This is a genomic window from Picosynechococcus sp. PCC 7003 (genome assembly GCF_001693255.1).
Lineage (GTDB): Bacteria > Cyanobacteriota > Cyanobacteriia > Cyanobacteriales > MRBY01 > MRBY01.
In genome coordinates, this window is record NZ_CP016474.1 from 2401012 (window position 1) to 2426018 (window position 25007).

Sequence of the window (25007 nt, forward strand, 5' to 3'; positions counted from 1 at the left end):
TCGACCCTGGGATAAAAAATTTTTGTCATACTCAGAGGACAGCCTGTTGCAGTTGGGGCCTTTGATATGACTTCCCGTTCTCTTTCTCCCGAATCGCGCCTTGCGCCGCAAACCACGACGACCTTTGATGTCCAGGGGATGCGCTGTGCGGGTTGTGTCAAAGCTGTAGAACGCCAGTTAACACAACAGCCTGGGGTGCTCTCGGCGGTGGTGAATCTGATTACGGAGGTAGCGGTGGTCACCTATGAACCAGAGAAAATTCAACCAGAGGCGATCGCCAACCGTTTATCCCAAGCTGGCTTTCCGAGCGAACCCCGCATAGCGAAAGTCGAAACCTTTAACCAATACCAAGAAAAACGCGCCCAATCCCAGCGAGAACAATATTGGCGTTTGGGGGCGGCGATTGTCTTGCTCCTCGCGTCGAGCCTGGGCCATTTGCATCATCTGACGGGCCTCAAAATTCCTCTGCTTCATTTGATGGGTGTCCATTGGGCGATCGCCACCTTGGCCTTATTTATTCCGGGGTTGCCGATTTTGCGGGACGGTTGGACGGGGCTGATTAAAGGCCATGCCAATATGAATACTCTGGTGGGTCTCGGAACATTGAGCGCCTACCTGACAAGCTGTGTGGCTTGGCTGATGCCCCAGTTGGGTTGGGAATGTTTCTTTGATGAACCCGTGATGTTACTGGGTTTTATCTTCCTTGGCCGCACCCTCGAAGGTAATGCCAGACTTAAGGCGATCGCCGCCCTCGAATCTCTCCTCGCTCTGCAACCCCAGGGGGCGCGCCTGATGGGTCGAGAACAAAAGGGCGAAACTGAAGAAATTACAATTCCCGTGGCCCAGGTACAGATTGGTGAATGGGTGCGCATTTTACCCGGCGAAAAAATTCCCGTGGATGGAGCGATTATTCGGGGTGAAACCACTGTGGATGAATCGATGTTGACAGGGGAAGCGATGCCCCAGGAAAAAACGGTCGGCGCAGCCGTGAAGGCCGGCACCCTCAACCAACTGGGGGTGATCATTGTGCAAGCGACGCAAACAGCCCAAAACACCATTCTCGCCCAGATTATCCGCACCGTAGAGGCGGCCCAGACCCGCAAGGCTCCCGTGCAAAAAATGGCGGATACCATTGCAGGATATTTTGCCTATGGGGTAATGGCCTTGGCAGTCTTGGTCTTTTTGTTTTGGGATCTGATCGGCACCCAACTCTGGTTAGACCCAGGGACGATGAACTCAGAAATATTAAGCCTCAAATTGGCGATCGCCGTTTTGGTGGTGGCCTGTCCCTGTGCCTTGGGGTTGGCGACGCCGACAGCCCTCCTGGTGGGCACAAGCCTTGGCGCTGAACAAGGCATCTTGATCAAAGGGGGGGATATTCTCGAACGCCTCAATCAACTGACCACCGTTGTTTTCGATAAAACGGGCACTCTCACCCAGGGCAAACCGCAGATTGTCGAGTGGGTGAGCTTTGAACCTTGGTCGGAACCTGCCCTGTTGCAATGGGCCGCGAGCCTTGAACAGCGCAGCACCCATCCCTATGGCCAAGCGTTTGTGGCGATCGCCCAGCAGCAAAACCTAGAACTCTTTGCCCCCGATCAAGTTGAAACTGCCTTGGGTAAAGGCATTGTCGGTCAGGTGAACGGCCAACAGGTACACATTGGCAACCAAGCCTGGCTCACAGCGGCCCAAATTACGATCCCTGAAGCCTGCCATCACCATCTCGAAACCTGGTCAGCCGCGGGTAAAACCACCATTTTCATTGCAGTCGATCACCAGGTGGCGGGTTTAGTGGCGATCGCCGATCCGACTCGTCCCGATGCCGCTGCCCTAATCGAAAATCTGCGTGCGAGAAATCTAGAAGTAATCCTTCTCAGCGGTGATCAAACGCCCGTCGTGAAACATCTCGCCCAGACTCTCCAGCTTGATCACTACAAAGGCAGCCTTTCCCCCATCGAAAAAGCCGCAGAGCTCCGTACCCTCCAGGCCCAGCAAAAAGTAGTCGCGATGATTGGCGATGGCATTAATGATGCCCCGGCCCTCGCCACCGCCGATATTGGCATTTCCCTCCAGGGGAGTACCGACGTTGCCCTCGCCACCGCCGACATTATTCTCATGGGTGATCGCCTGATGGATTTTGCCCAGACTCTCCATCTCAGCCAAACCACCGTTAAAGTGATTCGTCAAAATTTGATCTGGGCCTTTGGCTACAATCTCATTGCAATTCCCTTGGCAGCAGGGATTCTCTTACCAGCATTTAACTTTACCCTCAGTCCCGCCGTGGCCGCAGGCTTAATGGCCATGAGTTCTGTGCTAGTTGTCACCAATTCTCTCACCTTGAAAAAGTCGTTCCAAAAACCAAATCAGAATGTCCAATAAAGCCTCACATCAATATTTTTAAACCACTGGACTTGCATCTAAATATTCATCCCATAATGAATGAGATGCCAAACAAAAATAAACATCATCATGCTTAAAATGCTAGCTTTAGCCTTCTTGGGAATTACCAGTTCCATGACCTTCCCAACCATTGCTAAGGCGCTTCCCCATCAAAAAATCAATCAATATTTAGAAGAACACCATACCCAATATCAAGCATTAGAATATTTCTCTGGGATTCAATTATCCGTTAAAGTCAGCGATCGCCAAACCCAAACTTATGTCATCGGCCAAGAAAGTCATGACCCCAATAGTTCACCCATTACAGCCGAAAGCCTATTTCACATCGGTAGCATCACGAAATCTTTCACAGCGACGTTACTTCTCCAAAACGAAAACAATCAAATCCTTGATCTAGATACTGATTTCACCCAATATCTACCCGAATATTCTCACTGGTCTGGAATTACGACCACACAGCTTCTGAATATGACATCCGGTTTACCCAATTATTCAGATAGTCCTACGGTTAATTATTTATTTTCCCAAGACCTAGAACAATTTTGGGAAGAACGCAGTTTAATTGATCTCGTTTATCCACAAAATTCTGCCGCTAAACCACCCCTGAGAAGCGGGTACGACTACAACAATACAGGCTATCTATTAAGTGCTCTGCTTTTGGAAACAGTTACCGGAGAATCTTTTGCCGATCTGATCACAAACCAGCTTTTGCAACCCTACCAATTGGAAAACACATTTTATCCTGTGCCTAACCCCAGTGCCGCTGTTCAGCAACGTCTCGTCAGGGGCTACAATTTCAATCCATATACCAACCCGGAACTTGCAGGACAAGATGTTAGCCGTAACAATTTGTCTTGGGCCGGGGCTGCAGGAGCCTTAATTTCCAATACAGAAGATATTATCCACTGGGTACAAACATTATTTATTGAAGATCAGCTATTGTCTGCTGTAGAAAAAGAGAAAATGCAGCAAGTTGTTTCTTTAAAAACAGGTGAACCGATTGCCAAAACTACAGCGGCGGATCCCTATGGTTTTGGTTTGGGGATTATTCAAGGTTACGATGAGACCTGGGGGAATTATTGGTTTTATCAGGGAGAAACCCTGGGCTATCGCTCATTTTATGTTTACTTCCCTTGTAATCAAGTAATTATTTCTGCTTTATTTAATAGCGCTGTGGACGCTCAAAATAACCATGCCCGCAGTTTAATCCAGCAGGTCTACGGTGCCATTTTAGAAGACGATCCCACCTTGACATGCCGGACTTGAGTCTTGAAAAAAAATCATTGGCCAATCATGAACAAGTAAATTTAGCCTGAGTTTAGACTCAAGTAGATTTTGTTTGTTTGATGTCGTCTTTAACTATCTTTAGCCAGGGGTAAAAAAAGCCTCCCGATGCTTAAACTTTGTGGTGTTTTCTCGTTAGAAAGCTTAAACATGAGGGAGGCAGAAATTCATGATTGTCCTAGATTTGTTGCTGGTTAGCGCACCGTAAAGGCATAACGATCTTGGACGACATAACCACCCGCAGACCAGTTGTAATAGACCCGTACTTCATAGTTGCCGGGGGCGAGACCTCTGAATTGGCGGGAACCAGAGCGTTGTCCTTGGGTATAAAACCATTCACCGTAGCTATCGTCAGGGGCATTGGCCGCAACAATGGTGATCCAATCCTGGCGATTACCAGGGAGATTAGCATAGTTCACCATAATTGGTTCATTGGCTTGGTAGACAGTCTTATTTGTCGAGATATGACGGTTGTTAATTGGTGTTACCGTTTGCGCTCCGACAGTGAAGCGATACCGATCCTGGACGACATAACCACCATTGGGCCAGTTGTGGTAAACCCGCACTTCGTAGCTGCCAGCAGCGAGACCTTTGAATTGACGGGAGCCAGAGCGCTGACCATCGGTATAAAACCATTCTTCGTAGCTATTGTCTGGGGCATTGGCCGGAACGATGGTAATCCAATCGCCAGAGTTGCCCGGTAGATTGGCGTAGTTCACCATAATTGGCTCGCTGGGGGCGTAGGTTGTTTTTTGGGTGGCAACCTGTCGTCCCACTGGAACTTGACTCACTAGCACAGGGTAAGCGCTAGGGGTTGTGCCAGGGATAGTGGGACTGGGATTGGCGATCGCCCCCTCAACCCAAAAGCCGAGGAGGACAGGCAAACAAGAGAGCAGGGGCCGTAATGTGGATTTCATGGGAGTTTTTAGAGGGAAAAATTAGGGAAAAAGCAGTGTGCGAAGTATGTTCAGTTGGGTCTTGGGCAAACAAGTCCGTTAAATAGAGATAGTTGCTGAGGCCAAGAACTGATGCAGATTTTCTCGGAATAGCCGACTCTAGCTGAATTATAGGCAGCTCTTGGGGAGGTGACCTAGGTTTTCTGGCTGATTACAAGAAATTTTTCCCCCAAAAAAGTATTGATCAATCTCGGTAATTCCGGGTTGGGGGATATTCCCCATCAAAAAACCGGCGTTCTAGGCGATGGAGCTGCCACCAAAGTCCCGCTAAGAGGATGATCACCGTGGCGATCGCCCCAAGGCTCCAAGTTGGCAAACCATAAAAAATTGCGAAGGGCAAACCCAACCACAGGAGAAATCCGAGGCCAATTACAATCTTTTGACCCTGTTGAATTCGATTGAGAGCTTGGGTGCAACTGGCACAATTTTTGGTGTGGGAATGGTAGCGCTCTAGTAACTGACTTTGTTGTGGTTCTGCGGGTGAAAAATCTTTGTCCGGGAAAGGTTCCCCGTACCGCTCTACCCACTGGCGATAGGCCAACACAAACAAATCTGAACTAGTCGGCAGATAACAGGTTTTGGCGTAGTTTTGGGTTGATTTTGCCAGTTCCCGTTCCTGGAGGTGCAAAAAGATTTGATCATCTTCGAGGATGCCCATTTGATTGAGATGGGAAAACCAGCGGGGGGTAAATTTAAATGCCAAGCGCGGTATGGCGGCTTTAAAGCGGAAGGGTAAGCGCACAATCGCCCGGCAGCGACCTTTTTCGGTGGGGGTCGCGTAGACAACGGTCATCACCTGACCAAAGGGACTTTCGGGGATGTCGTGCCACATGGCAGCCGGCGCAAAAAAGGTTGTTTTCTGGGAGCCGAGGGTGCCGCGTCGGGGGCCTTCCTCCCAATTGCCCGTGAAGCCGGTTTTCTCAATGTCAGAAACATCCAGGATAAATTCTTTAGCATTTTTACGGTTGCCGACCCGGGGATGGTGGGTAAAGGCCACATGGCTAGTATCCAGGACATTTTCTAATAGGGTTGTCGCATCATAGGGAATATCGCGAAACACATCGGCCATCACCCATTCGCCCGGATGTTGGTCTAACTGGGGCACCGTCGGAACAGGAGTTTGGGCTGCCTGATGGCGATCGCCACCGTAGACAAATAACAGCCCTTGTTTAACGCAACTGGCATAGGTTTTTACCTGGGCTCTGGGGCTGTGGTGGGCTTCACCGTCTGGGGCTTGGAAGGGAATTTTGCTACAGGCCCCGGTGTCGGCAAATTGCCAGCCATGGTAAGGACACTCTAAACAGCCATCGACAATGCGACCTTCGGATAAAGGAGCGAGGCGGTGGGGACAGATATCACTAAAGACTTGCCATTGTTGGGTTTTAGGCTGCCACCAAATGACGAGGGGTTCCCCCAGCAGCACAAAGCGAGTGGGTTTGGTTTTGTCGAGATCCTGTACAAAGTGAATCGGATACCAAGCCTCATGCCAATCAAAGGCAGGGGTCGTATCGGCAGTTGGCTCAGGGAGGGGCGTTGCAACCATAGATAGAAAAGAAAACTTCAGACGAAATGATTGGGGTCAGTATCTTTAGCTTAACGAATTGTTACATTTCCTTGGGGCGATCGCCTTGAGCTTAACCCTTTGCCTCCTGGTTGGCTTCACTACAATGGGATGGGTAACTGAGTCGCTTGAACTGAATTTGGAGACCAAGACCGCGTGCGTAACATTACACCCAACCAAAATTTTTCCCTCTCACTGATTGGGGTGGCGATCGCCCTGTTATTTTTCATCGTGCTCAATGCATTTATCATCATCAACCCCGGCCAAGCCGGCGTGTTGAGCGTCCTTGGGAAAGCCCAGGACGGTGCTCTCCTCGAAGGGATCCACTTTAAACCGCCCCTGATTGCCAGCGTGGATGTTTATGATGTGACCGTCCAAAAATTTGAAGTCCCGGCCCAAAGCTCCACCAAGGATTTACAAGATTTGACGGCCCGTTTCGCCATTAACTTTCGCCTCGATCCCGTGAAAGTCGTCGAAATTCGTCGCACCCAGGGCACATTGCAAAATATCGTCTCGAAAATTATTGCCCCCCAAACCCAAGAATCCTTTAAAATTGCTGCCGCCAAGCGCACCGTCGAAGAAGCAATCACCAAACGTACCGAGCTTAAGGATGACTTTGATAACGCCCTCGAAACCCGCCTCGAAAAATATGGCATTCTTGTCCTCGATACCAGCGTCGTTGATTTAAACTTCTCCGCAGAATTTTCCCGCGCCGTCGAAGAAAAACAAATCGCCGAACAGCGTGCACAGCGGGCCATCTATGTCGCCCAAGAAGCAGAACAACAGGCCCAAGCAGATATCAACCGAGCCAAAGGGAAAGCCGAGGCCCAACGCTTACTCGCCGAAACCCTCAAGGCCCAGGGGGGTGAACTGGTGCTCCAAAAAGAAGCCATCGAAGCTTGGAAAGAAGGGGGATCACAAATGCCCAAAGTTCTCGTTATGGGCGATCAACGCTCAAGTGTCCCCTTTATCTTTGATCTCCACGATATGCCGAAATAGTTCCCTAACCCAATCAAACTTGCCGCAAGATTATCATCGGGCGATCCAGAGGCGATCGCCTTTTTTTGCGTTTTACTACCTGGAAACATTTTTTAAGTAGGGCTAGTCTTCAATAATCCCTGCATAAATTTAGTAATCCCCATTATTGTTCAGAACATTTCCAAGCAGTTGAAAACGGAAAAATCAGCGGAACATTTGCGGGAACAAGTCGTCTTAAACTCTAGTAAATTTAGCTTAAATGCTTTAATTTAAGCATTTTTTAAGTGAGAAGTGACGGTAACAACGCTAACCTGAAGTTAAGCAGTCATCCTAATCTGAAACGCAAGGAAAAATAATATGCCTTCTATGAAGCGAGCCCAGCAATCCACCGCTCTTCTTTTAGCCTTATCCCTCGGACTGGGGAGTACATTACCCTTCCAAGGATCATTGTTGCAACCCGCAGCAGTAGTCGCCCAAACAAGCCAATTTCCCGATGTGCCGAGTAACTATTGGGCCACAGGATTTATTAATGAATTGGTCAACCGGGGAATTATTGCCGGTTTTCCTGACGGTTCTTTTCGGCCTGACGCCCCAGTGACCCGCGCCCAATTTGCGGCCATGGTGCAGAAAGCTCTCCCCAAGAGTCAAGACCGCAATGCCATTGCTTTTGTGGATGTCCCCAGCAGCTACTGGGCCTTTAATGCGATTAATAATGCCTACGAGATGGGCTTTCTTTCGGGATATCCAGGCCAGGTTTTTCGACCCGAACAAAATATTCCCCGGGAACAGGTTTTAGTGGCCTTGGCCAATGGTTTAAATTATTCAGCCCGTAACAATATCAATACTACCCTCGGCTACTACCAGGACGCGGCGAATATTGCTGACTTTGCCCGCAGTCCCATTGCTGCTGCGACGGAGCAAAAGATGGTGGTGAACTATGCCAATTTGCAACAACTAAATCCAAAGCGTAATGCAACCCGGGCCGAGGTGGCAGCGTTTATTTATCAGGCCCTCTTTTCCCAGGGTCAGGTACAGGCGATGAATTCTCCTTATATCGTCACCCAGGATGTGGTGTCTGTGGACTATCGCATCACAGCCGGCACGATTATTCCGATCAGCTACACCGCCGACAAAATCCTCTTAACCCAGGATGAAATTTTACCGGTGACTCTCACGGTGGATGCCAATATCGTCAATACCCAAGGCTTGGTACTGATCCCCCAGGGCAGTGAAATTCAAGGGGAATTCCAACCGTCAGGGAATGGGACCCGCTTTGTTGCCCAGCAGTTAGTGTTACCCAACGGCCAAATGTACAATATCAACGCTACCTCCCAGGTGATTACGGATACAGAGAGTGTGCGCCGGGGTACGGATGTGGGTAATCTGTTGAGAAATGCTGCTTTAGGGACAGGGGCAGCCGCGGCGATCGCCGCCATTACCGGAGACCGGGCGATCGCCACAGAGGAACTGTTAATTGGCGCTGGGGCCGGCATCCTCGCCACCTTGATTCCCCAATTTTTGGGCCTTGATCGGGTAGATCTGTTGGTCGTAGAAACCAATACAGATCTTGATCTCACCCTGAATAATGACCTGATTCTGCAAGTCAATCCCTAGGAAAAAGATTGTTTTAGGGTTTTTGAAAATTTGGCGATCGCCAGGGGAGATAATGGGGCTGGTTGGCTAGGGTTTGAGAAACATCACCATGCTCGCACTTTTACAACAGTCCGGTTTGCTGGCGATCGCCTTTATTTTTCTATTCATCTGGGGAGCCTGTTTCGGCAGTTTCCTCAACGTGGTGGTTTATCGGCTGCCGGCGGGTTTATCCCTGGCACATCCCCCCTCCCGCTGTCCCCAGTGCGGCCACCAACTAGGGGCACGGGAAAATATTCCGGTGTTGGGTTGGCTCCTGTTGGGGGGTAAATGCCGCTGGTGCAAAACGCCTATTTCACCCCGGTATCCCCTCGTCGAAGCGCTGATGGGCTTGCTTTGTGTTGCCACAGTGGTTCAATTCGGGTTGACCATAGAGGCGATCGCCGCCTTTACCCTGCTGTTTTGGTTGGTGGCCCTGGCTTTAATTGATTACGACACCTTTACCCTGCCCAACCCCTTGACCCAATCGGGTCTCGTGCTCGGTTTACTCTTCCAGATGGGGCTCGGCTTCCAGGCGAACGGCTTCACCGGGGCGATTTATAGCCTCCTGGGTGGCATTGGGGCGGCAGTATTGGGGCTTTGGCTACTAGATGGCATTGGTGTCATTGGTTCGGCGATGCTGGGTCAAGAGGCCATGGGCGGCGGCGATCCGAAGCTTTTGGCGATGATTGGCGCTTGGTTGGGCTGGCAAAATGTCCTCTTAACTGTGATTTTGGCCTGCGCCCTGGGCACGATGATTATTGGTGGTGCCATGGGTCTCGGCAAACACCAGCGGGGGCAACATTTACCCTTTGGGCCGTTTCTTGCCTTGGGGGCAATCATTAGTCTGTTTTGGGGCGATCGCCTGATCGAACTCTACCGAAACGCGTTTTTGGGTTGAAGCTTTTCTGTATGATGAGGGATGGTCGAAATCTAGGGCAAAATCAATCGTGAAAACTCCCCGCTGGCAACGGCGCAAACTGAGTCTCAGGCAACGGCAACTGGAAATCTTTACCGTGGCCGCCCAGTTTATCTTCCGGCTCGGCAAAGACCGACTCCCCGGTGGCAACCCCGCCCGCAAACGCCATCGCCAAGCCCGCTGGCTCGTGAATCACCTTTTGGATTTGGGGCCAACTTTCATCAAAATTGGCCAGGCCATGTCCACCCGCCCGGATCTATTTCCCATCGAATACATCGAGGAACTGAGCCAACTCCAAGACCGGGTGCCGCCCTTTCGGGGTCAAGCGGCGATCGCCGTCATCGAACAAGAATTTAACAAATCCATTTACGCCCTCTTCAAGGATTTTGAATCAGAACCCCTTGCCTCCGCCAGCCTGGGCCAAGTCCACCGGGCCACCCTCTACAGTGGCGAAGAAGTGGCCGTAAAGGTTCAGCGTCCCGGCCTGAGTCGCCTGTTCCAAGTGGATATGCAAGTCCTCGAAAAGCTCTTGCATTGGGCCAGTTATTTTTTTAAAGACCTCAAGAAATATAATCTCAAGCAAATTTACCGGGAATTTTTCGATCTTCTCCACCAAGAAATTGACTACATCCACGAAGGCAAAAATGGCGATCATTTCCGGCAAAATTTCGCCGACGATCAGCAAATTCTCGTGCCCAAGGTTTATTGGCAATACACCACCCGCAAGGTCTTAACCCTTGAATATCTACCGGGCATTAAAATTGATGACCGAGCCGCCCTCGAAGCGAGCAATATTGACCCAGACCACGTCATCAGCCTCGGCATTTCTTCTTATCTTAAACAACTGCTCCAGGATGGCTTTTTTCAGTCCGATCCCCACCCCGGCAATATGGCCGTCGATGCCACAGGGAGGCTGATTTTCTATGATTTCGGCACGATGACCGAAGTCAAATCCATGGAGAAAACCCAGATGATGCGCACCTTTTTCGCGGTGCTGCGCAAGGATACAGACGAGGTAGTCGAAACTTTGGTTTATATGGGTCTCATCGAGCCGATGGCAGATATGACCCCAGTAAAGCGGATGATTGCGTTTCTTTTAGACCGCTTCCGCGATCGCCCCATTGATCTCCAGGAATTTGAGCAGATTAGTAATGAGATCTACCTGATGTTTGAGCAGCAACCCTTTCGTCTGCCGCCCCAAATGACTTTCATTATCAAGGCTCTCACCACCCTCGATGGCATTGCCCGCGCCCTCGACCCCCAATACAATCTCATGGCGGCGGCCCAACCATTTATTCGCAGTTTAGCCGTGAGCGCTAAACCTGGGGAAAATCGCCTGGGGAGCCTGGCCCAACAAACCAAAGAATTCGTCCTGTACCAATTTCAGAAACCCAGCCGCACTGAAATGGCCATTAAGCGCCTCGAATCACGCATCGAGTTAGGGGAACTGCAATTTCGCGTTAAATCCGTCGAAGGCGATCGCCAATTGCGCCGCATCTACCTCGCGATCAAAACTATGATGTACGGCATCCTCTGGGGTTTCAGCAGTGTAGTGGGGATTTTAGTCTGGAGCCAAGCAGCCTCTCTATTTCTCATTGGGGCGATCGCCCTCACAATATTTTTCTTTGGCCTCCAAACCCTCCGCGCCCTCCTACAACTCATCATTCAAGAGCGCCTCGATCACTTAATCCGTCGTTAACGAGCCTCCCTGGCCTAATTTAGACTTCCCTTGCAAGATCACTAGGTTAAAAAACGAATGCCTTGCTACGTATAGATTTGAACCGTATCAGTTGGCGGTCAAGAGAGGTGTAATCAAAGTTTTTTCGTAGCTAAACATACTACTTTTAACCAATTCTTTATGGTAAGAAAATAATCTCTTTCTGTGGCATTAGTATTGCTCAGATTAACTAATAGAGTTGCCCCCAAGCACCATGAATTTTCAATCTTGCCCTAGCCCCATTTATTCAAGCTCTTTGTCCTGCGGTTCGAGCCTAATCGTCATATTTGACGCGACTATCAGGCAGCCCGATAAAACTGATGAAACTTATATTTTTCAGGCGATAAAGTCGATCTAGAATAAATTGTCCCTGACATATTTCGCCGCTGTGTTTATCCACTACCCTCCCTAATGATTTTTCCCAGCCGTGGGTAGAGACCAACAGCGCTAACGCCTGTCCAAATCAATTCCCGCTAGTGTGTTTCATATGAAAGTGCAAGATGCAATCACCAAAAACGTTGTTATTCCGGGCCAAGTTCTCCAATCCCTGATTCACCGTCAAATGTCGGGGACAATGACCATTTACGATCCCTTAGATGAATCGATATTTTGGCAGCTTTATTTTGGGGGCGGGAAATTGCATTTTGCCACCAGCGGCATGGGCAAACGGGAGCGCTTAACGTATCTCTTGGGGCAGTTGTTTCCAAAAGCGAAATTTCCCATGGGGGATACCTTCTCCCAAGATTACGATTACATTTGTCAAATTTGGAAAGCCGGAAAATTATCCCTCCAGCAGGTCCGCCAGGTTTTGTTTTTTACCACCCAAGAGGCGATCGCTCAATTTTTATCCCTGCCCCGGGCCGCCGTTAAATTTGAACGCTCCCTGAACCTTGATCCCCTGCTATTGTCCCTGTCCCTCAAAGAAATGGTGCGTCCCATCCAGCCTACCGTTCGCCAATGGGTACAGCTCCGACCGGAGATCGCTTCCCCCTTCCAGCGCCTCCAAATCAAAGATTTCCGTGAAATCCGGAGCCGCTCCTGGCTTAACCTCCAGGACTACCAACTGATGGAAAGCCTCCGGGAGCTCCTCGACCAAAAAGTCACCCTCTATGAGCTGAGTCACCACACCCGCCGCTCCACCCTCGAACTTAGCCAGCTTTTCCATCCCCTCGTCAAAACGGGCTTAATTGAAGTTATTCCCTATGCCGCTGTTCCGCAAAAACCCAAGCCCCGCATCGCCTGTATTGATGACAGTAAATCAATTCAACGGGTTGTCAAGATGACCCTAGAAGCCAGTGGGTTTGAGGTCATTGGCGTCACCGAACCTGCTTTGTCCCTCAGTACCTTCGCCCGCCAAAGACCAGAATTAATTTTGATGGATATCAACATGCCCGAAATCGACGGTTACGAGCTTTGTCGCCTGTTTAACCAATCCGAAATGCTTAGGGATATCCCCGTGGTCATGCTCACGGGGCGCGATGGAATTATTGATCGCCTCCGTGCCAAGATGGTGGGTGCTTCTGACTACATCGCTAAACCGTTCAATCCCCAAGATTTGATTCGGATGGTGCAGTCCTATGTGGAGCAAACATCAGCGCAATCTACGCCCTAGAGATTGCATTTCATAATCTCTAAACTAAATTTTCAAAAGAAATTGCGCTAAGTTCTCGTACTGAATCAAGGAAAATAAGATGAAAAAAGTTTTAGTTGTTGATGATTCTAAATCAGAACAAACCCTTGTCCGGGCACTCCTGGAAAAAATGAGCCTGGAGGTGAGCCTCGCGGACAATGGTGATGAGGCCTTAACTTGGCTGCGCAACCATGATCAACCGGATCTGATTTTCCTCGATATTGTGATGCCTGGGCTCAATGGCCTCGATTTATGCCGAGAAATTCGTGAAAGTCTGGGTTATGAAGAAGTGCCGATTATTTTTTGCTCAAACAAAAGCCAGGACTTCGACCGGTTTTGGGCGTTACGCCAGGGGGGTAATGCTTATTTAACCAAACCCTACAGTCCAATGGAATTCATGAAAACGGTCAAAGAGTATTTGGCTTAGATAGTGCTGTTTTTTCTTCGATAAAGGTCTGATTTAGCCATGGTCACTTCCTCTACTCAAGCTGATTTCTTCCGGGTTCAACTGTATCCTGCTGGGGCTAACTCCCTTGCCCAAACGCGACTGTTGATTCCCCTAGACAATATGTTGGAAGTGATGACGCTGCCTCGCCAAGCTATTTGTCCGGTACCGGGGGTCGCTCCAGGGGTGCTGGGGGTCACGAACCAACGGGGGCAGTTGATTTGGGTGGTGGATCGGCGATCGCCAAAGGGATTAGGGACATCGGCAGCGCGGCCCAATCCCCAGGAAAAGTTAACGGTGGTGCTATTAAGCCAAGGGGATGGAGGGCAAGTGGGCTTTGTGGTAAGCCAGCTTGAGGGCATTGCTCCGTTTGACTTGGGGGTGGCGGCTCCGGTGGCGACGGCTTGGCAGGGATTTTATCCCCATTGCGATCGCCAACTGGTCAGGGGGCCAGAGAAGGGATTTACGTTGGCCATGGCCCATTTATCCCAATACCTCCAGGGCACCCTGGTCAATCAATAAGCTTTGAGTTTTTCAACGTCAATTTCACCGAATCACTACCTATGGGCACAACAGAACAGACCATGAACACGGCAACTTCTCCGGCTTTTTCTGAGGAAATTAAAGAACTCCAGGCGGCGATCGCCCTTGACCCCACGGACATCGTGATGAAAATCAGTCTGGCGAGTCAACTGGAAACGGAAGGCTTTTTGCCGGAGGCGGCGGAAGTTTACCGCGACATTATGGCCTCGGATCAAGACGGTGTCTTTGCGGCCAGTGCCCACCAAGCGCTCCTTGCCCTAGGGGAAACAATTGAGTTACCGACTAATGGCAACGGGAACAATGGCGATCGCCCAGCAGAAGCAACCAACGGGAACGGGACAGCGGCGACAGCAAGCCCGCCGGAACCCGCAATTGCAGAAGTCTCAGAGATCAGGGAATACAGCCCAGAGATTTTGGCATTGCAAGGGGCGATCGCCGCTGACCCCACGGACATGGTTGCCCAAATTAGCCTTGCCAGTGCCCTCGAAAGTGAAGGCTTTTTTGCAGAGGCGATCGCCACTTACCAGCAAATTATTGATCAAGATTCCGAAGGCATTTTTGCAGCCAGTGCCACCAAGGCCCTTGCGGATCTCCAGGATCAGGTTGCCTCCCAGGCAGATCTAGATGCAGATGAACTAGATACAGATGGCAATGAGACCGCCGCGATCGCCCTCCCAGACCAGACGCCCAAGCCCGTCTCCCTGGTTTACGACGATGTTGACTACACCAATGTTGATGTCACTTCCCCTCCCCTCAAGCGGCTACAAAACCTCTCCATTGCCCAGAAACAATTCATCGGTATTTTTGTCTCCAGTGCCGTTGCCATCGCTGGGGTTGTGGCCGCAGGGGCGGTGATTATCGTCACTTCCGGGCGATCGCAGCTCCGGGAACAGGCCACCTCAGAGCTAGCGGTCAACGACATTAACTACAACGTCAAAATTGACCAGATGGGTTTCGGGTTCCGGGGCCAATCCGATAACGCCGCGATCATTGCAGCGGCGGCGGCCTACCAAAGCACAGGCACCGTCCCCCCTGAACAGCTCGCCCAAGTGCAAGCCATTCTCCAAAACGAAATCCAAGCCCGCAACATTGAATATGCCACCCTGGTCAGTACAAATCTCCGGATTATTACCAATGGCAATGGCGATCGCCAAGGGGAAGTGTTTGACCCCAATGGCCTCGTGACCCAAGCCCTCCAGACCAGACAACAACTCAAAACCAGCGAATTACTCTCTTGGGATGATCTCAATCGAGAAGTCACAAAATTCCCCATTGGCACCAAAAAAGGTGGATTTGCCCTTGTTCGTTATACCGTCACCCCCGTCATCGGCAGCAACGATAACCTCCTTGGAGCCTTAGTTTCAGGGGATGTAATTTTCAATGCCAAACTGGATATTGCTGCGAATACCGTCAGCGCCTTCAATGGTGGTTATAGTGCGATTTATCAAGTCAACCCCGACGGCGGTTTCCAGCTCGCCAGTGCTCTCTACCAACAGGATGCCCAGGCAGAAGGGGAAGACAGTGACCGTAAGGTGATCCAGACCTCCCTCAATGCCCCTGATCTGCTCACCCTACCGGATTTCTCCTTCCTGACAGCCGCCGTTAATGCCAAGGGCGAAACCGTCGTTGATACCCAGGTGATCGATGGCATCCCCTACACCCTCGCGGCTGAATCCATTCTCAATAGCGCCGGGGAACCCGTGGCGATCATTGTCCGGGGCACCGATGAAAATACCCTCAATGCCCTAATCCAGGACAGCTTACTGCTCCAGACAACGGTGGGTTTGATTGGGGTCTTTGTGGCGGCGGGTCTAGCGTGGCTCCTGGGACGAACAATCACAAGACCGATCAAGCGTCTGCAAAAAGTAACCACCGAGTTTGGGGCCGGGAACCTTGATGCGCGGGCCGAAATCTTTGCGGAAGATGAAGTGGGTCAACTCGCCACCACATTTAATAATATGGCGGCCCAAATTCGTTCCATTACCGACGCCGTCGAAGCCCAAGCCCAGGCAAAAGATCAAGAGGCGGCCTTCCAACGCCAGGAACGGGAACGTCTCCAGGAAGGGGTAATTCGGTTGCTGCTCCAAATTGAGGAAGTGCGCCAGGGGAACCTCACGGTACAGGCGATGGTAGACGAAGGGGAAGTCGGCTCCATTGCCGATGCGTTTAATGCCACCCTCCGGAGTCTGCGGGCCTTGGTCTCCCAGGTAAAATCCTCGGCGGATGAGGTCTATGATTTGGCGATCGTGAACAATGACCTGATCACGCGCCTCTCCACGGAAGCTACAGTCCAGGAACGGGCGATTCAATCGGCAGAACGGTCGGTGCAAGGTATTGCTCAATCCATTCAAGCGGTGGCGAAATCGGCCCAGGGGGCGGCCCAAATTGCGCGGAAATCCCGTTTAGCGGCCCAGGAAGGTCAGGCGACGATGGACGAAACGGTGACGAGCATTGATCTGATTCGGGGGTCTGTGGCAGATACCTCGAAGAAAGCGAAACGTCTGGCGGAATCTTCCCAGGAAATTTCAAAGATCGTCAACATTATTTCTGACATTTCGGAAAAGACGAACCTCCTGGCGTTTAATGCCTCCATTGAGGCAACGCGAGCCGGGGAAAATGGCCAGGGTTTCCGGGTGGTTGCCGATGAGGTACGACGCTTGGCAGAACAGGTTACCACAGCGGCCCAGGAAGTGGAACAGTTGATCGGCGGGATCCAGGAAGAAACGGCCCAGATGATGCAGATGATGGAGGAAAGTACTTCCCAGGTAGTCACGGGGACGGAATTGGTGAAAAAGACGAAAACAACGCTCCAGAGTGTGTCCCGCATTAGTGAGGAAATTGATAAGGTGCTGGCGCGGATCTCGAAGGCGATGGTCTCCCAGCGGGATGTGTCTGGGAAGGTCACTAAAATTATGCAATCGGCGGCGGAGGTGGCCCAAAAAACGGCGGCGGAATCCCAAACGATGTCTGGCCAATTAGAATCGCTGACCCAGGTGGCGATCGCCCTGAAGGATTCTTCGTCCCGCTTTGAGATTGAGTAACGCTTGTATTTTTTGGATCTTTAATGTTCTTTTATTATCTTTGCCATGTTGGATGCCGCTAGTTTAAAGGCGATCGCCCTCGAAGCCCGCCACTGTTTTTTGCTGGAAGATGCCCCGGATTTTGTTGAGTTGTTCCACCAAAGTATGGGGCTGTTGCAGGCAGAATTCCAACAACCCGGAGGTCAGGATAAGGCAAAGCTATATCAAGATTTGGTGCGTGCGGCCCATTCGATCAAAGGGGGGGCTGGCATCGCAGAACTGACAACGTTGCACAATCTGGCCCACCAGATGGAGGATCTCCTTGAGGCGATCGCCGCTGGCCGCATTGAACAAGAACAAGTTGGCCTAGATTTGATCAGTCTCGCCATGGAGGAGGTGCAACATTGCCTCGACCTAGCCGCCCGGGATGATGACCACCCAGGGGATAGTCCAGAAGCCGCCAAAATGGCCACCACTCTCCAGGAATTTCTCGGCCAAGCCCAGTCTGCTGACCCCCAAGCCATGGCCCCCGCTGGCAATGCTCCCAGTAAATTTGTCGCCACGGCCCTCAAGGTGGACCTCGAAGCCTGTGTCCAACGCCTCGAAAAACTACTCACCCACGATCCCACCCCCCGCAGTGCCGCCCGCCAACTCAAAACCCTCGAAGAAGAATGCCGCCTCCTGGGGGATGCCCTTGGGGTGCCCTGGCTTAAGACCCTGGCGAGTCTCCTCCAAACAGCCCTCGCAGACAGCAAAGTGGATCCTGTTACCCTCAGCCAAGGGGCGATCGCCGAGATCCGTCGTCTGATCCAGGCATACCTAGCCAACCCTGACGAGGCAAACATTAGCGAATCATTCCAAGCTCTCCTGGCGGCTCCAGAACCACCAAAACTTGATACGCCCCCTGAGGCTAACCTCAGTCCTGATCCTGATCCGGTTCCCCCCACGCCAGTAAGGGCCACGCCACAACCCGTTCCTAAACAAACCTCTAGCCTGCAAATCCGGATGCCGATCCAACAACTCAACCGCATGGGCAATGCCGTTGGGGAACTCTTTATCGGCTACGAAAAGCTCACCCGGCACCAAGAGCAACTCCTCCGGGCCAGCCGCAATCTCAAAAAAAGAACCCAGCAACTCAACCCGATTCGCGATGAAGTGACGGCCCTCTATGACAAATTGGCTGTGGCCACCGCTGGTTCCGGGCAAAATGGTGGCAGTCAGAAACCCTCCCTAGAATTGGCCACCACGACCCACACGGAATTTGACACCCTCCACTTTGACCAATACACCCAGGCCCATTCCCAACTCCAGCAGTTCCAGGAACTAATGGTACAGGTGCAGGAGATCCAGGAAGATCTAGAACTCATGCGCTGGGAATTCCAAGAATCTTTAGAAGGGGTGCGGCAACAGTTAGAGTATCTCAACCAGGATCTGACCCAATCGCGCCTGATGCCCTTTGGGAACTTGGCCCGCCGCTTCCGCCGGTCCCTTGAGACCCTAAGTAAACGCTATCCCCAGAGAGCTCAGCTCGTTATTGAGGGCGAACAAGTCTTGGTGGATCAAGCGATCCTTGAACAATTGCGTACGCCCCTGACCCACTTAATCCGGAATGCCTTTGACCATGGTATTGAGCCGCCCCAGGAACGCCGCCAAGCCCAAAAAATCGAGGTAGGCACAATTCGCCTCAGTGCCCAACTGCGCGGCAATATGGTGGAAATTTTAGTGCAGGATGATGGCCGGGGCATCGATCTAAAGCGGGTTCAACAAAAGGCGATCGCCAAGGGACTCTGTGCGCCAGAGCATCAACCAACCGAGGCAGAAATCCTTGAATATTTGTTTTCTCCAGGCTTTTCGACCCGGGATACCGTCAGCGATCTTTCGGGTCGGGGGCTGGGCCTGGATATTGTCCGGCTAGAACTGGCCCAACTCAAGGGCACCATTACCGCCAGTAGTCAGCGGCACCAGGGGACAAATTTCACGATCCGCATTCCCCTGAGCTTCAATATTTTGCCCTTGCTCCTCTGCCGCTGCCAGCAACAGGCGATCGCCTTTCCTTCGGTCACTGTCCAGGCGGTACTCTCACTTGTTAATAAAGACAATTTAGAGTATCCAGAATTTCTCGATTGGCAGGGCACCCCCCTCAAACTCCATGCCCTCGATCAACTGCTGCCCTATCCCCAAAGCAATCTCCTCTTGCCTCCGGAACAGCGGCCCGCCCCTACCATTGGTCTGATCGTGCGCCAGGGGAAAAAATCCTTGGCGATCGCCGTAGATGAAATCCTTGGGGAACGGGAACTGGTGCTGAAATCCCTGGATAACGCCGTGGCTTATCCCCCCTACGTTGCGGGGTGTACCGTCTTGGGTTCTGGAGAGGTAATTCCGGTGCTTTTACCCGATGCCTTTGATCAACTCTTGGCTAGCCCAGACCAGCCCCAAACTCCCAGTTCCACCTCTGAACAGCCGAAGCGTCAACCAACGATTCTGGTCATTGATGATTCGGTCGCCGTTCGCCGTACCCTCAATAAACTGTTGAGTCAAGTAGGATACCAGGTGCAACAATGCCGTGATGGGAAGGAAGCCTGGAACCTCCTCAACCGCTCGAAGCAAACCTTTGAACTCGCCATTTGTGACCTGGAAATGCCTGGCTATGATGGCTTTACTCTATTGCAAATGGTGCGGGGCCAAAGGCAATGGGATCAGCTACCCTTCGTGATGCTTACCTCCCGCGACAATGATCTTCACCGTCAGAAAGCGCAGGATCTCGGCGCCAATGACTATTTCACAAAACCATTTCACCCGGTGCGCTTCCTCCAGGCGATCGCCAAATATGTTGAAGCTTAACCAACCAGACCAGACTTTCTCAGATGGCGGGAATCAAAATGGTTTGCAATAGCTCCTCTACCCGTTGCCGGAGCTTGCGGTTGTGGGGATCAGCCAGGAGTGCTTTGTGGAGATAGGTGCGGGCTTTGTGGTGCTGCTTCTGTTGGAGTAAATGGCGGCCCCAACTGAGGTAAGTAATCCCTTGCCATTGGCGCACCTCTAGATCCTGGGGAAGACGCTGGGCCAACCCTTCCATTAAGGTGATCGCCCTGGCATAGCGTTGTTGTTGTAGACAGTCCTGGAGCCGCTGGTAACTTTCCCACTTCAGCCGCTGATCCAAAGGAGAAAGGATCGCATTCCCCTTGGGTTGACTCGGTTCTGGGGAAGGGAGCCAGGTTTGTTTGTCCGGGGAACGGTGGATTTCGGCTAGGACTTTATAGGCTTGGGTAATTTGGATAAATTTATATTCTGCTTGGCGATCGCCGCGATTAACATCCGGGTGACATTGCCGCGCCAAACGACGATAGGCCGCCTTCACTGCCCCCAGCTCTGCATCAACCCGTAACCCTAAAATTTTGTAGCACTCAAGGAGATTCATCGATGGTTGTTATCTGGAAGGAGGCGAAATTTAACCCAAGGATACCCCAAAAAAATCCTGTCAGCGTGATTCCTTTGGCGAAACCCCAGCAACACCGCTATGATCCTCTGAAACTATCCCAACCACTCTCCTTAGTCCGAAAAAATTAGATGTCTGCGTTCCAAATCACCATCAAGCTCTTCGCGATCTACCAAGAAACCTACGGCACCGAAGTTTTACATTGGCAAGTTGCTCCTGGTAGCACTGTCGCAGATGTTTTCCAGCGCATTTTAGATGAACATCCCAATTTGGCAGAATGGCAGTCTGTCACCCGGTTTGGGGTCAATTTAGAATTTGTCTCCCCAGAAACAGTACTCCAAGAAGGCGATGAAGTGGTTTTGATTCCCCCCGTCAGTGGTGGTTAGTCGTTGAGTACACCACCCCACTTGAAAAAATTCCACTACAATACAAAACGACTTTTGTTCTGCTTTTTTTAAGCCTATTACCGTTATTTCGTTGGTGCCGCCGATGATTATGCACGTTGCCAATCTCCGCCAAAATTACACCAAAGCGGGTCTCCATGAAGATGATGTGAGCGATGACCCAATGGCGCAATTCGCCACCTGGTTTCAACAGGCAACGGAAATTGATGAAATTCGCGAACCCAATGCAATGGTCCTCAGTTCAGTTGGCTCTGACGGCAGACCCAGTTCACGGGTCGTGCTTCTAAAAGATTTTAGTGAAGCTGGATTTACTTTTTTTACCAACTACACCAGCCAAAAGGCCACAGAATTAGTCGCTTCCGGTCACACAGCCTTAGTCTTTTGGTGGGAACCCCTAGAACGGCAAGTGCGCATCGAAGGCACCGTCGAAAAACTACCCCCAGAGCGCTCCGATGAATATTTCGCCAGTCGCCCCCGCAAATCCCAAATTGGGGCCTGGGCTTCTCCCCAGAGTGAGGCGATCACCAACCGTGAAGTACTCGAACAACGTTTCAAAGACCTCGAAGCTGAATATGCCGACAAAGATATTCCCCGGCCAGACCATTGGGGCGGTTTTTTGGTGAAGCCCGAAAAAATTGAGTTTTGGCAAGGGCGTCCCAGTCGACTCCATGATCGCCTAGTCTTTACGCTGCAAGATGATGGGAGTTGGCAACGGCAACGGTTAGCGCCTTAAATTTCGATCTTCCCCCCGAAGCGACTTAAGATTTGTACTGAGTGATTTAGCGGAACCCAGTACATGAAAAGCCTTTGGAATGATCAAGAAGCAGCCACCTACCAGGGGGATTTAGCCCTGCGGGTTTATACTTCTCGTCTGTTGGGGCGGGATCCCTCTTTGGTGCTTCACGGCGGCGGTAATACCTCGGTCAAGGTCACGGAAACCAACCTCGTCGGCGAAGCAGAAGAAATTCTCTATGTGAAAGGTAGTGGTTGGGATTTAGCGACTATCGAGGCGGCAGGTTTTGCCCCTGTGCGGATGAATCATTTGTTGAAATTGGCCCAACTTCCCAGCCTGAGTGACCCCCAGATGGTCAACGAACTGAAGACCCAAATGACCGTCGCCACGGCCCCGACCCCCTCGGTGGAAACGATTTTACACGCGATCCTGCCCTATAAATATGTCGATCACACCCACGCCGATGCGATTGTGACGATTACCAACACACCAGAAGGACTGGATCGAATCAAGGAAATTTATGGCGATCGCCTGGTGATTATTCCCTACATCATGCCGGGGTTTGATCTGGCCCGTCTCTGTGCCGAAAGGTTTGCCGCCGAAGCCAATGCCCAAACCGAGGGGATGATTTTGCTAAACCACGGCATTTTCTCCTTTGGGGCGACGGCCAAAGAATCCTACGAACGGATGATCGCCCTCGTCCAGGAAGCAGAAACTTATCTTCAGAATCAAGAGGCTTGGGAAATTCCCCAACGTTCTGTAAAAACTAGTGATGCTCCCATCGCGAAAACCCTAGCGCAGCTCCGTTACGACGTTTCCCAGGTGGCGGGTTTCCCGGTGATTCTCAAAGGCGATCGCCGCCCGGAAATTTTGAACTTTACCCAACGGGAAGATTTAGACCGCATCTCCCAACAAAATCCAGCCACCCCTGACCATGTGATTCGCACCAAACCTGTGCCTCTGATTGGCCGCGATGTGCAAGGGTTTGCCGCCGCTTACAAAGACTATTTCGCCAACCAAGTACCCCAGGCCAAGGAACCGAAAACCATGCTCGATCCAGCGCCACGGGTAATCCTCGATCCAGAATTAGGCTTGCTCACCGTCGGCCAAACCGCCAAAGCCGCCAACATTGTCGCGGATATTTATCGCCACACCATCGAGATTATTTCCCGCGCCGAATTGCTCAGTCGTTACCAAGCCCTTTCCCAAAAGGACATTTTTGACATGGAATATTGGGATTTAGAACAAGCCAAACTGAAAAAAGGTGGCAATCCGCCAGAATTTACTGGGGAGATTGCCCTGGTCACAGGAGCGGCCTCTGGTATTGGGCAAGCCTGCGTCGAATCCCTCCTGAAACGGGGGGCAGCGGTGGTCGCCCTAGATATCAACCCAACCATTGAAACCCTCTGCGATCGCCCCGATTTTTTGGGTCTGACTTGCGATCTCACAGACGAAACCCAAATCAAAAACGCCCTAGAGCAAGCTGTGCAATATTTTGGCGGCCTGGACATGGTGATCCTCAACGCTGGCATTTTCCCCCCCAGCGAGGCGATCGCCAATCTCGCCACCGACCATTGGCGACAGGTACTCGGCATTAACCTCGACAGTAATTTAATCCTGTTGCGGGAATGCCATCCTTTCTTGAAACTTGCTCCCAATGGGGGTCGAGTGGCGATCATCGGCTCAAAAAATGTTGCTGCTCCAGGCCAAGGGGTCGCTGCCTATTCCGTCTCAAAAGCGGCCCTCAACCAACTGGCACGGGTGGCCGCCCTCGAATGGGGTTCAGATGGAATTCGGATCAATACCGTCCATCCCAATGCCGTTTTTGATACTGGGATTTGGACAACTGAAGTGCTCAAAAAACGCGCGCAAGCCTATGGCCTGACCATTGAAGAATACAAGAAAAATAATCTCCTCCAAGTGGAAATTACCAGCCAGGATGTCGCCGAATGTGCCGCAGCCCTTTGTAGTGATTTGTTCGCCAAAACAACAGCCGCCCAAATTCCCCTCGATGGCGGCAACGAGCGAGTCATCTAACTACAAACAAAGTCCCCCTTCCGAAGGGGGATTTTGGGGGATGTCACTTCCGAAGGGGGATTTAGGGGGATGTCAATTACATAATGCCCACAAAATGGAGGGGACCTTGGCCGCTAATAAGCTCTAATAACAACGCCAAAAAGCCGATCATCGCGAGGCGACCATTTAAGACCTCGGCGCTGGTATTCATCCCCCAGGACAATTCTTGGGGGTACATTTTCATATTTTCTTTGGGGTGGGTCACTTGGGCGAAGGTGCGCGGACATTGCTCAAGGGACTCAGTCACCAAATTAGCAAGGGACTCAATAAACAGAGGATGGGTATTCAGGGCCGGGACACGGCGGAAATTTTCGATGCCAGCTTCCTCGGCCACCTCACGGTATTCAATGTCGATTTCCTGGAGGGTTTCGATGTGCTCAGACACAAAACTAATGGGAATCACCACCAGATCTTTGATGCCTTTTTCCCCTAGGGCAATGAGGGAATCTTCGGTATAGGGTTGGAGCCATTCCACGGGGCCAACACGACTTTGATAGGCCAAGGTGTAGTCATTGGGACGACCAAGAGATTCCATAATTAACTTGGTGCATTCCTCGATTTCCCGTTGGTAGGGATCCCCCGCTTCGTCCACATAGCTTTGGGGTACCCCATGGGCACTAAAGAAAATGTGGGCCTGGTCGGGATTTTCAAATTGGTCGAGTTCCTGGCGAATCAGATCCACCATCGCCGCAACGTACTGGGGATGGTCATACCAGGAGGGGATCAGAGTGTAATCGAGCTGACTGAGGTCTTTGTCGGTGCGCCACATTTCTTCGAGCACCCGGAAGCTAGACCCACTGGTACTAATGGAAAACTGGGGATAAAGGGGCAATACCACAAGCTGATCAAGGTCATCTTGTTTGATTTCGGCGATCGCCTCTTCGGTAAAAGGGTGCCAGTAGCGCATCCCCACATAAACTTTGACCTCTTGACCCCAGTCCGCCAACTTTTGGGCGAGGGCTGCCCCTTGGGCTTCGGTGATCTGTCGGAGGGGCGAACCGCCGCCAATTTCTTTATAGTTTTCTTGGGATTTGCCGGCCCGGAGCGTGGAAATGAGCCAAGCAAGCGGCTTTTGCATCCATGGCGCGGGTAAACGAATAATTTCGGGGTCAGCAAACAAATTAAACAAAAAAGGACGAACATCCTCTAATTTGTCTGGCCCACCTAAGTTAAGTAATAAGACCCCAACACGACCCATAGCTGATACAAATTAAATTTACTGGTATTTTCTTTAAGTTATTGTAACAATATATCTCTTTGGGACGGCTTGCCTGTC

At 51.3% G+C, this 25007-nt stretch carries 18 protein-coding genes; 14 read left to right on the forward strand and 4 right to left on the reverse strand.

The window, feature by feature from the left end; translation table 11 throughout:
* The first annotated feature begins 66 nt into the window (after window positions 1–66).
* Both AWQ21_RS11495 and AWQ21_RS11500 read left to right on the forward strand, forming a co-directional pair.
* Window positions 67–2379: a cation-translocating P-type ATPase gene (locus tag AWQ21_RS11495; RefSeq protein WP_065714649.1), complete on the forward strand. Its 2313-nt coding sequence runs from the start codon at window positions 67–69 to the stop codon at window positions 2377–2379.
* 90 nt (window positions 2380–2469) lie between these two features.
* Window positions 2470–3666 carry a serine hydrolase gene (locus tag AWQ21_RS11500; RefSeq protein WP_232314966.1) on the forward strand — a complete coding sequence of 399 codons (1197 nt, stop codon included), beginning with the start codon at window positions 2470–2472 and terminating at the stop codon, window positions 3664–3666.
* 212 nt (window positions 3667–3878) lie between these two features.
* Here the strand turns inward: AWQ21_RS11500 and AWQ21_RS11505 are convergent, their stop codons facing one another.
* Both AWQ21_RS11505 and AWQ21_RS11510 read right to left on the reverse strand, forming a co-directional pair.
* On the reverse strand, window positions 3879–4601 hold the full coding sequence (locus AWQ21_RS11505; protein ID WP_065714651.1) for a hypothetical protein: 723 nt from the start codon (window positions 4599–4601) through the stop codon (window positions 3879–3881).
* A gap of 223 nt (window positions 4602–4824) precedes the next feature.
* Window positions 4825–6183, reverse strand: a complete 1359-nt coding sequence (locus AWQ21_RS11510; RefSeq protein WP_065714652.1) for a Rieske 2Fe-2S domain-containing protein — start codon at window positions 6181–6183, stop codon at window positions 4825–4827.
* A 174-nt stretch (window positions 6184–6357) separates the two neighbouring features.
* Between AWQ21_RS11510 and AWQ21_RS11515 the strand changes: the two genes are divergently transcribed.
* The 9 genes from AWQ21_RS11515 (at window position 6358) to AWQ21_RS11555 (ending at window position 19923) form a co-directional block, all read left to right on the forward strand.
* The gene (locus AWQ21_RS11515; RefSeq protein WP_157094752.1) at window positions 6358–7200 is read left to right on the forward strand and encodes a prohibitin family protein; all 843 of its coding nucleotides are present in this window, start codon (window positions 6358–6360) and stop codon (window positions 7198–7200) included.
* 345 nt (window positions 7201–7545) lie between these two features.
* Window positions 7546–8793: an S-layer homology domain-containing protein gene (locus AWQ21_RS11520; protein ID WP_232314967.1), complete on the forward strand. Its 1248-nt coding sequence runs from the start codon at window positions 7546–7548 to the stop codon at window positions 8791–8793.
* Between the two features lie 88 nt (window positions 8794–8881).
* Window positions 8882–9709 carry an A24 family peptidase gene (locus AWQ21_RS11525; protein WP_065714654.1) on the forward strand — a complete coding sequence of 276 codons (828 nt, stop codon included), beginning with the start codon at window positions 8882–8884 and terminating at the stop codon, window positions 9707–9709.
* 49 nt (window positions 9710–9758) lie between these two features.
* Window positions 9759–11426: an AarF/ABC1/UbiB kinase family protein gene (locus tag AWQ21_RS11530; RefSeq protein WP_083998014.1), complete on the forward strand. Its 1668-nt coding sequence runs from the start codon at window positions 9759–9761 to the stop codon at window positions 11424–11426.
* A gap of 505 nt (window positions 11427–11931) precedes the next feature.
* Window positions 11932–13056: a response regulator gene (locus AWQ21_RS11535; RefSeq protein WP_065714656.1), complete on the forward strand. Its 1125-nt coding sequence runs from the start codon at window positions 11932–11934 to the stop codon at window positions 13054–13056.
* 79 nt (window positions 13057–13135) lie between these two features.
* Window positions 13136–13501, forward strand: a complete 366-nt coding sequence (locus AWQ21_RS11540; RefSeq protein ID WP_012308196.1) for a response regulator — start codon at window positions 13136–13138, stop codon at window positions 13499–13501.
* A gap of 39 nt (window positions 13502–13540) precedes the next feature.
* Window positions 13541–14041 (forward strand): chemotaxis protein CheW, encoded by a 501-nt coding sequence (locus tag AWQ21_RS11545; RefSeq protein ID WP_065714657.1) that lies wholly within the window; start codon window positions 13541–13543, stop codon window positions 14039–14041.
* Between the two features lie 41 nt (window positions 14042–14082).
* Window positions 14083–17103, forward strand: a complete 3021-nt coding sequence (locus tag AWQ21_RS11550; RefSeq protein WP_083998015.1) for a HAMP domain-containing methyl-accepting chemotaxis protein — start codon at window positions 14083–14085, stop codon at window positions 17101–17103.
* A gap of 45 nt (window positions 17104–17148) precedes the next feature.
* Window positions 17149–19923, forward strand: coding sequence for a response regulator (locus AWQ21_RS11555; RefSeq protein ID WP_065714658.1), 2775 nt, complete (start codon window positions 17149–17151; stop codon window positions 19921–19923).
* A gap of 19 nt (window positions 19924–19942) precedes the next feature.
* Here the strand turns inward: AWQ21_RS11555 and AWQ21_RS11560 are convergent, their stop codons facing one another.
* Window positions 19943–20500 (reverse strand): J domain-containing protein, encoded by a 558-nt coding sequence (locus AWQ21_RS11560; RefSeq protein ID WP_065714659.1) that lies wholly within the window; start codon window positions 20498–20500, stop codon window positions 19943–19945.
* A gap of 149 nt (window positions 20501–20649) precedes the next feature.
* Here AWQ21_RS11560 and AWQ21_RS11565 point away from each other — a divergent pair, with 149 nt between their 5' ends.
* From AWQ21_RS11565 to AWQ21_RS11575, 3 genes are all read left to right on the forward strand, one after another.
* A complete protein-coding gene (locus AWQ21_RS11565; protein ID WP_065714660.1) occupies window positions 20650–20904 on the forward strand; it encodes a MoaD/ThiS family protein in 255 nt (84 codons plus the stop codon).
* A gap of 103 nt (window positions 20905–21007) precedes the next feature.
* Complete coding sequence (gene pdxH / locus AWQ21_RS11570; RefSeq protein ID WP_065714661.1) at window positions 21008–21655, forward strand: pyridoxamine 5'-phosphate oxidase; 648 nt, start codon at window positions 21008–21010, stop codon at window positions 21653–21655.
* A gap of 63 nt (window positions 21656–21718) precedes the next feature.
* Entirely contained in the window at window positions 21719–23692 is a 1974-nt protein-coding gene (locus AWQ21_RS11575; RefSeq protein ID WP_065714662.1) for a bifunctional aldolase/short-chain dehydrogenase, read from the forward strand.
* A 76-nt stretch (window positions 23693–23768) separates the two neighbouring features.
* Here AWQ21_RS11575 and hemH read toward each other — a convergent pair whose 3' ends face one another.
* Window positions 23769–24929, reverse strand: coding sequence for a ferrochelatase (hemH, locus tag AWQ21_RS11580; RefSeq protein WP_065714663.1), 1161 nt, complete (start codon window positions 24927–24929; stop codon window positions 23769–23771).
* Between the last annotated feature and the right edge of the window lie 78 nt (window positions 24930–25007).

Bases quoted from the DNA above. Each gene is read 5' to 3' on its own strand.
- AWQ21_RS11535 (WP_065714656.1), top strand. From the start codon at position 11,932: ATGAAAGTGCAAGATGCAATCACCAAAAACGTTGTTATTCCGGGCCAA.
- AWQ21_RS11555 (WP_065714658.1), top strand. From the start codon at position 17,149: ATGTTGGATGCCGCTAGTTTAAAGGCGATCGCCCTCGAAGCCCGCCAC.
- AWQ21_RS11500 (WP_232314966.1), top strand. From the start codon at position 2,470: ATGCTTAAAATGCTAGCTTTAGCCTTCTTGGGAATTACCAGTTCCATG.
- AWQ21_RS11565 (WP_065714660.1), top strand. From the start codon at position 20,650: ATGTCTGCGTTCCAAATCACCATCAAGCTCTTCGCGATCTACCAAGAA.
- AWQ21_RS11575 (WP_065714662.1), top strand. From the start codon at position 21,719: ATGAAAAGCCTTTGGAATGATCAAGAAGCAGCCACCTACCAGGGGGAT.
- AWQ21_RS11505 (WP_065714651.1), bottom strand. From the start codon at position 4,601: ATGAAATCCACATTACGGCCCCTGCTCTCTTGTTTGCCTGTCCTCCTC.
- AWQ21_RS11545 (WP_065714657.1), top strand. From the start codon at position 13,541: ATGGTCACTTCCTCTACTCAAGCTGATTTCTTCCGGGTTCAACTGTAT.
- hemH (WP_065714663.1), bottom strand. From the start codon at position 24,929: ATGGGTCGTGTTGGGGTCTTATTACTTAACTTAGGTGGGCCAGACAAA.
- pdxH (WP_065714661.1), top strand. From the start codon at position 21,008: ATGATTATGCACGTTGCCAATCTCCGCCAAAATTACACCAAAGCGGGT.
- AWQ21_RS11560 (WP_065714659.1), bottom strand. From the start codon at position 20,500: ATGAATCTCCTTGAGTGCTACAAAATTTTAGGGTTACGGGTTGATGCA.
- AWQ21_RS11550 (WP_083998015.1), top strand. From the start codon at position 14,083: ATGGGCACAACAGAACAGACCATGAACACGGCAACTTCTCCGGCTTTT.
- AWQ21_RS11520 (WP_232314967.1), top strand. From the start codon at position 7,546: ATGAAGCGAGCCCAGCAATCCACCGCTCTTCTTTTAGCCTTATCCCTC.
- AWQ21_RS11510 (WP_065714652.1), bottom strand. From the start codon at position 6,183: ATGGTTGCAACGCCCCTCCCTGAGCCAACTGCCGATACGACCCCTGCC.
- AWQ21_RS11525 (WP_065714654.1), top strand. From the start codon at position 8,882: ATGCTCGCACTTTTACAACAGTCCGGTTTGCTGGCGATCGCCTTTATT.
- AWQ21_RS11540 (WP_012308196.1), top strand. From the start codon at position 13,136: ATGAAAAAAGTTTTAGTTGTTGATGATTCTAAATCAGAACAAACCCTT.
- AWQ21_RS11495 (WP_065714649.1), top strand. From the start codon at position 67: ATGACTTCCCGTTCTCTTTCTCCCGAATCGCGCCTTGCGCCGCAAACC.